The sequence below is a fragment of the Halomonas sp. 707B3 genome, assembly GCF_024158645.1.
Classification (GTDB): Bacteria; Pseudomonadota; Gammaproteobacteria; order Pseudomonadales; family Halomonadaceae; genus Vreelandella; species Vreelandella lionensis.
This window is the reverse complement of sequence record NZ_JAMZBE010000162.1, coordinates 1-7,317: the sequence shown is the minus strand read 5'-3', so window position 1 is coordinate 7,317 and position 7,317 is coordinate 1. Positions and strand designations below refer to the sequence as shown.

Here is a 7,317-nt window from a genome sequence, read left to right as displayed (position 1 = left end):
ACTGGCGCCTGAGGCGCTCACTCTGCAAGACGCCTCCTGGTACGCCGATAACAACATCACACTGACGCTTGGCGACCGCGTGACCTCCATTGACCGCGAACGCCGCCTGCTCATCACGCACCATGGAGACACCTTAAGCTACGACCGATTAGTGATAGCCACTGGCTCGCGCCCCACGCTGCCAGCGGTGCCTGGTATCACGCTTGACGGTGTTCATACGTTTCGTGACCTGGGCGATGCCGACGCCTTAGAAGCTATTGCTCAGCAAGGCGGCAACGCCGTGGTGATTGGCGGCGGCTTACTTGGATTGGAAGCCGCTGAAGGGCTGCGCAAACGGGGCGGTAGCGCGCTCACCGTCAGCGTTTTGCAGCGCAGCGGGCGGTTGATGAACCGCCAGCTAGACACCACCGCCGCCCAATTGCTGGAAGCCACGCTGCGCGAGCGCGGCATCATCATTGAAACCGGCGCATCGCTTGCTGCCTTGGAGGATAACGGCCACGGGCAGGTGCAGTCGGTCACACTGAGCGATGGCCGGAAACTAGCCGCCGACAGCGTGATTGTGGCGGCGGGTATTACCCCCAATGCGGAGCTAGGCCAGCAAAGTGGGCTTATGTACGACCGTGCCATTGTGGTGGATGGGCACCTCACCACCTCTGACGACCACATTTATGCGCTGGGCGAATGCTGCCAGTTCGAGCAGCACACTTACGGGCTAGTGGAGCCAATTTGGCGGCAGGTAGCAGTGCTGGCCGCCGTGCTGTGTGGTGAAACGCCAGCGGCGTATCAAGAAGCCCCCACGGCCACCAAACTCAAGGTCAGCGGTGTCAGCCTGTTTGCCTTTGGCCCCACCGAGGCCGCCGCCAAGCACGAAGAGCTTCGTTACCAAGACCCGGAAACCGGCGACTACTGCCGCCTGCTGCTCCATCAAGGCCGCTTAATTGGCGCGGTGCTGTATGGCGATACCCGCCACGGCCCCTGGTATTTCGAGCAGGCGCTGGCCGCGACCGACTTAACCGCGTGCCGCCACCTGTTGCTGTTTGGCGCAACCGATGCCCAAACAGCGCTCGACAACCATTTCGATAACCCTCTCGACACCTTGTCATCCCCTTTATCTCTCACCCGTGAGGCGGCTTAGCTATGGTGAATCACACAATGTCTACTCCAACCACGTCTTCCAACACGCAAAAGTTAATCATTGTAGGCAACGGCATGGTCGGCCACCATTTTGCCGAGCAGCTCGTGGAAAGCGGCGCGCTGGCGGGGTTTGAGGTGACGATGTTTGGCGAAGAGCGCCACCGTGCCTACGACCGCGTGCACTTATCCGAGTACTTTAGCGGCCGCGATGCGGAGTCACTGGCGCTGTGCGATGGCGATTACTACCACACCCACGGCATTCAACTACGCAGCGGCGAAGCGGTCACCGCGATTGACCGCGAACAGCAGCTGGTGGTGACCGAACAAGGCCACTACGCCTATGACCAGCTAGTGCTGGCCACCGGCTCCTTTCCCTTTGTGCCGCCCATTCCCGGCAACGACAGCGAAGGCTGCTTGGTCTACCGTACGTTGGATGACTTGGATGCCATACAGGCAGCGGCCAAAAACGCCACCAACGGCGTGGTCGTGGGTGGCGGCTTGCTCGGTCTGGAAGCCGCCAACGCGCTGCGCGGACTGAACCTGGATACCGCCGTGGTGGAGTTCGCCCCGCGACTGATGCCCATGCAGGTAGATAGCGAAGGCGGCGAGCTGCTGAAAGAGAAAATCGAAGCCCTGGGCGTTCAGGTACTCACCGAGCGGGCCACCCAGCGTATCGAACCCGGCGACACCAGCCGCCTGCGGATGGTCTTCCAAGACGACAAAGTGCTGGAAACCGACCTGATCGTCTTTTCCGCCGGTATTCGCCCCCAGGATACGCTCGCCCGGGAGTGCGGCTTGACCATTGGCGAGCGCGGCGGCGTGGTGATCGATGACCAGTGCCGCACCAACGACCCGAATATCCTCGCCATCGGCGAAGTAGCGCTGTGGAATCAGAGTATCTTTGGGCTCGTGGCACCTGGCTACCAAATGGCCAAAACGGCCGTCGCCACGCTGACTGGGGGCGATACCTGTTTTAGCGGTGCCGATATGAGCACCAAACTAAAACTGCTGGGCGTGGATGTCGGTTCTATTGGCGATGCCCACGGCAACCAACACCCTGGCGCCCGCATGTTTCGCTACCTCGACCCGCTCACCCAGGTCTACCGCAAACTGGTCGTCACCAGCGACGGTAAGAAGCTGCTGGGGGCCATGCTGGTGGGCGATAATAGTGTCTACGACACGCTGTTGCAGTACTACGCCAACGGCATCGAGCTTCCCCAAGAGCCCGCATCGCTCATTCTGCCGCAACAAAGCGGTGCTGCCCCGGCGCTGGGGCCGGATGCCTTGCCGGAAACGGCGATGATTTGCTCCTGTCACAACGTGACGAAAGGCAGCATCTGCAGTGCCATCGACGCAGGCGCGGCGGACCTTGGCAGCGTTAAAGGCGCGACCAAAGCCAGCACCGGCTGCGGCGGCTGTGCGGCGCTGCTCAAAAGCGTGGTGGATCACGAATTGGAAGCCCGCGGCGTCGAAGTGGATAAATCGATCTGCGAGCACTTCGCCCATACCCGCCAAGGGCTTTACGACATCGTACGTGTCGAAGGCATCAAGACATTCAGCGAGCTAATGGAGAAGCACGGCAATGCCGAGACGCATCGCCTCGGCTGCGATATCTGCAAACCGGCGGTGGCCTCGATTCTCGCCTCCTGCTTCAATGAACCGATTACCGATGCCGCCCACGTGCCGCTGCAGGACACCAACGACACCTTCATGGCCAATATGCAGAAAAACGGCACCTACTCGGTGGTTCCGCGCATTGCGGGCGGTGAAATTACCCCCGACAAGCTGGTGGTGCTAGGGCAAGTGGCCCAGAAGTACCAACTCTACACCAAGATTACCGGCGGCCAGCGCATCGACCTGTTCGGCGCACGGCTAGAAGACCTGCCGGCCATTTGGGGCGAACTAATTGAAGCGGGCTTTGAGACCGGCCACGCCTACGGTAAGTCGCTGCGCACGGTGAAATCCTGTGTAGGCAGCACCTGGTGCCGCTACGGCGTGCAGGACAGTGTCGGCATGGCAATTCAGCTTGAGAACCGTTACAAGGGCCTGCGCGCACCGCACAAGATCAAGTTCGGGGTTTCCGGCTGTACCCGCGAGTGCGCCGAAGCGCAGAGCAAAGACATTGGCATTATCGCCACCGAAAACGGCTGGAACCTCTACGTCTGCGGCAACGGCGGTATGCGCCCCCGCCATGCAGAACTCTTCGCCACCGATTTAGATGACGAGCAGCTCTACCGCACCATCGACCGCTTTTTGATGTTCTACGTACGCACTGCCGACCGTTTGCAGCGCACCTCGGTATGGCGGGAAAACCTGGAGGGCGGCCTGGACTACCTGAAAGAGGTAATTCTGGAAGACAGCCTGGGTATCAGCGATGAGCTGGAGCGCCAAATGCAGCACGTGGTGGATAGCTACCAGTGCGAGTGGGCCAACGCCATCAGCGACCCGGAAAAGCTCAAGCGTTTTAGAAGTTTCGTGAACGATGCACGGCCCGACCCTTCCATCATCATGACTTCCGAGCGCGGCCAGCTACGCCCTGCTTAACCCAGTGACCACCGAATCGAGGACGACCATGACCGCTACCGCACTTAAACCGACGAACCGCAACGACACTTGGCAGCCGCTCTGCACCAGAGCAGACCTCGTGGCCTTTTCCGGCGTCGCCGCATGGCTAACTACCTCAGCAGGCCCTGCCCAAGTGGCGCTGTTCTATTTGCCCGGCCACGCGCAAGAGCTCTATGCCCTGGACCACTTCGATCCTTTCTCGAAGGCCTATGTGATTGCCCGCGGCATCGTCGGCGATATCAAAGGCAGCCCCGTGGTGGCCTCTCCGATCTACAAGCAGCACTTCCGCCTGGAAGATGGCCAGTGTTTGGAGGAGGATGAGGTACAGCTACGCACTTGGCGCGTCGCCTTCAAGGGCGATGAAGTGTGGGTGGAAGGCTAGCCGAACGCTTACCTCTAACGCCCCCGCAACGCAAACAGCCGCGCCGCCTATCCAGGCGGCGCGGCTGTTTGAGAGTGAACGCTACTTATTGATCCAGAAACCGAATCAGCGCCTGATTGAACGCCTCAGGGTGAGTCGCGTTAAGCCCATGCGGGCCACCCTCGATCACCTCTAGCGAAGCGTTGGGCAGTAGCTCAGCGGCGCGTTTGCCGCTCACTTCCAGCGGTACGATGCCGTCTGAATCCCCATGGAGGACCAGCGTCGGAATGTCGATCTTGGGTAAATCCTTGCGAAAATCGGTGTAGCTAAACGCTTTGATACAGTCGTAGGTCGCTTTGGGCGAGGCGAACGCCGCGATATCGCGGTGATAAAGCCGGTTCGGTTCGCTGATCAGATCGCTCTTGTCGTTAGCGCTAAAGAAGCTCTTGGTGAAGTCATCCAAGAACGCGATGCGGTCACCCTTCACGCCTTCCAGAAACTGGTGAATCGTGGCATCGTCCAGGCCGCCTTCCAGGTTATCGTCTGTTTTATACAGATACGGCGGCACTGCCGCTGCCAACACCGCTTTATTGATACGCTCGGTGCCGTAGCTCGACAAATAGCGCGCGACTTCGCCGCCGCCCATGGAGAAGCCCACCAGGGTCGCGTCGTTGAGATCCAGTGCGTCCAGCAGCTTTTTTAGGTCAGAGGCGAGGGTATCGTAGTCATAACCGCCATCCGCTTGGGTCGAACGGCCAAAACCACGGCGGTCATAGGTCACCACCTTGTAGCCCGCCTCCACCAGCGCAGGCACCTGCTTCTCCCAAGAGCGGCCGCTCAGTGGCCAACCGTGAATCAGTACGACTGGTTTACCTGCCCCCTGAACCTCGTAATAAATCTCAACCGGTGTGCCCTGCTCCGTCCCTGCATTCAGAAATGGCATCGCATCAACCTCCTGGTTTGGCGTTTACGGAAAACGTTATTCAAGGCTAGTACAACGCTTTCCCGGTTGCCAAATAGCTCTGCGAGGCGTTCATTCAGCGGTATCATCAGGGCAAAGTTGCTATGCTTGCCAGCCTCTTGATTCGGTAGGCATGGGAGCCATACGTTCGTGAAGACAGAATCCAGTACGTTAGCCTTTTCCGCCTTCATGGCGCTGCTCATTGGCTGTGCCGGTATCGTGGCCACCCTGGCCTCGAACTCCCAGGCCATCCTATTGGATGGCTTGTTCAATCTTATCTACTTTAGCGTAGCGCTGGTGACCATCAAGGTCAGCAAGCTTGCCAGCCGCCCAGATAGCGAGTCATACCCCTTTGGCTACAGCTACTTCGAGTCGCTGGTTAATTTATGCAAAGGTTTGCTGATTTTGGGGGTATCGATCTTCGCGCTGGTGGATGCCGTAGCGGCGCTGCTGACTGGCGGGCGAGAAATTTCAGCGGGGCTTGCGGTGATTTATGCGCTGTTCGCGACCGCCGCCTGTTCGCTGACCGCTTGGGTTATGCACCGCAGCCAGCGCCATGTCAGTAGCCCCTTGGTCGCCGCCGACAAACTAAACTGGCTGGTGAACAGCGTGATTTCAGGGGCCGTCCTGGCGGCTTTCTGCTTAGTAATGCTGTTTGAGCGCCTAGGCTGGCGAGCGGTGTTGCCCTATGTGGATTCCGTGTTGGTGATTGCGGTGGTGGTGCTTTGTCTGGGGGTGCCCGTGCGCATGGCGTCGCAAGCGTTAAGAGAGCTGCTTAACAAAACCCCGGAAGAAGCCGTCGCTGAACCAGTGCGTCAAGCCGTCGCCCGTGGCCTTGCCGATATCGACACTCTGGAAGTGCGCGTGCGTATGGTACGCCCCGGCCGCCTGCTTTACGTCATCGTCCACGTGGTACTCCCCAAAGAGCTGCCCGAAGCGACCCTGGCAAACCAAGACGCGCTGCGTCAGCGCATCGATGAAGAAGTGCGTCGCTACTACTCGCCCGTGGTGTGCGACGTGGTCTTCACCGCTGACAACCGCTGGGCAGCGCCCTCTTGTGGGCTGCTGGTGGAGAAATCCGCTAGCTAACCCCTGACACGTAAAGAGCGGCTCGAAGGCCGCTCTTTACTCGCTTACCGGTCTACCGGTTTCTCTTCTTTTACCGGCCACACATCCTCATCCACCAACTCTGGGTTTTTGAGTATCACGGGGTCGAACAGCGGTTCCTCAATGCCCTGGCGACGCTGGCGCTCGTAATCCTTCAACACCGAGACCGCAATCGGTGCCATCAAGAGAATGGCAAACAGGTTGGTGGTGGCCATTAGCCCCATGGCTAGGTCAGCAAAATCCCAGACCACGCTGAGTTCGGCAACGGAACCTAGCAATACCATGGCGAGGATAATGATCTTAAACACACCGACCGCTTTTTTGGCGTGGCGGCGGAACAGGTATTCAATGTTCACTGACGAGAAAGAGAAGTTCGCCAGAATGGAGGTAAAGGCAAAGAACAGAATCGCGATGGCGATAAAGATCTCACCAAAGCCCCCCAGATGGTCCACCATGGCATCTTGGGTCAACTGGATCCCTTCGATGCTCTCCCCCGGCGACTCGGACAGCAGCCGCTCGTATACACCAGAGAGCAGAATTACCACCGCTGTGCAGCTACAAATCACAATGGTATCGACAAAGACCCCAAAGGATTGCACCAGCCCTTGGGCCGCAGGGTGCTTCACGGTGGCCTGGGCGGCTGCGTTCGGGGTCGAGCCCATACCCGCCTCATTGGAAAACAACCCCCGCTTGATGCCGTTTTCCATGGCGGCTTTAATGGCGTAACCCGCCGCGCCACCTACCGCCGGGCCTAAGCCAAAGGCGCTCATCACGATCAGCGACAGCATGTCGGGCACGGCGGAGAGGTTGGCAAACAGAATCCATAGCGCCACCAGCAGGTAGGCAATCGCCATCACCGGCACGATCTTCTCGGCCGTACGTGCCACCGATTTCAGGCCGCCATAGATGACAAAGCCTGCCAACACGGCAATGACCACGCCGCTCATCCAGTTAGGAACACCAAACGCACCGTTCATGCCCTGGGCAATGGTATTGGATTGCGCCGCGTTAAATGCCAGCCCGTAGGCAATGATCAAGAACACCGCAAACAGCGAACCAAGCCAGCGCCAGCCCAGGCAACGTTCGATATAGAACGCAGGACCACCGCGAAAGACGCCATCTTCATGGCGGTGCTTATACACCTGCGCCAACGTCGATTCGATAAACGACGTTGCAAACCCTAATAGCG

At 59.1% G+C, this 7,317-nt stretch carries 6 protein-coding genes; 4 read left to right on the top strand and 2 right to left on the bottom strand.

All coding sequences use genetic code 11. The features are described 5' to 3' along the window. The 3 genes from BIS10_RS16090 to nirD all read left to right on the top strand — a co-directional run. Window positions 1-1,135: NAD(P)/FAD-dependent oxidoreductase (locus BIS10_RS16090; RefSeq protein ID WP_253506658.1), on the top strand; the 1,135-nt coding region annotated here is incomplete at its 5' end. A 17-nt stretch (window positions 1,136-1,152) separates the two neighbouring features. Then, a complete protein-coding gene (nirB, locus tag BIS10_RS16085; protein ID WP_253506655.1) occupies window positions 1,153-3,678 on the top strand; it encodes a nitrite reductase large subunit NirB in 2,526 nt (841 codons plus the stop codon). A 28-nt stretch (window positions 3,679-3,706) separates the two neighbouring features. Further along, on the top strand, window positions 3,707-4,081 hold the full coding sequence (gene nirD / locus BIS10_RS16080) for a nitrite reductase small subunit NirD (RefSeq protein WP_253506652.1): 375 nt from the start codon (window positions 3,707-3,709) through the stop codon (window positions 4,079-4,081). Window positions 4,082-4,166: 85 nt separating this feature from the next. Here nirD and BIS10_RS16075 read toward each other — a convergent pair whose 3' ends face one another. Further along, on the bottom strand, window positions 4,167-5,003 hold the full coding sequence (locus tag BIS10_RS16075; RefSeq protein ID WP_253506649.1) for an alpha/beta fold hydrolase: 837 nt from the start codon (window positions 5,001-5,003) through the stop codon (window positions 4,167-4,169). A 168-nt stretch (window positions 5,004-5,171) separates the two neighbouring features. Between BIS10_RS16075 and BIS10_RS16070 the strand changes: the two genes are divergently transcribed. Beyond that, window positions 5,172-6,110: a cation diffusion facilitator family transporter gene (locus BIS10_RS16070; RefSeq protein ID WP_253506646.1), complete on the top strand. Its 939-nt coding sequence runs from the start codon at window positions 5,172-5,174 to the stop codon at window positions 6,108-6,110. 44 nt (window positions 6,111-6,154) lie between these two features. Here the strand turns inward: BIS10_RS16070 and BIS10_RS16065 are convergent. After that, on the bottom strand, window positions 6,155-7,317 hold a 1,163-nt coding region (locus tag BIS10_RS16065), incomplete at its 5' end, for a sodium:alanine symporter family protein (protein ID WP_253506643.1).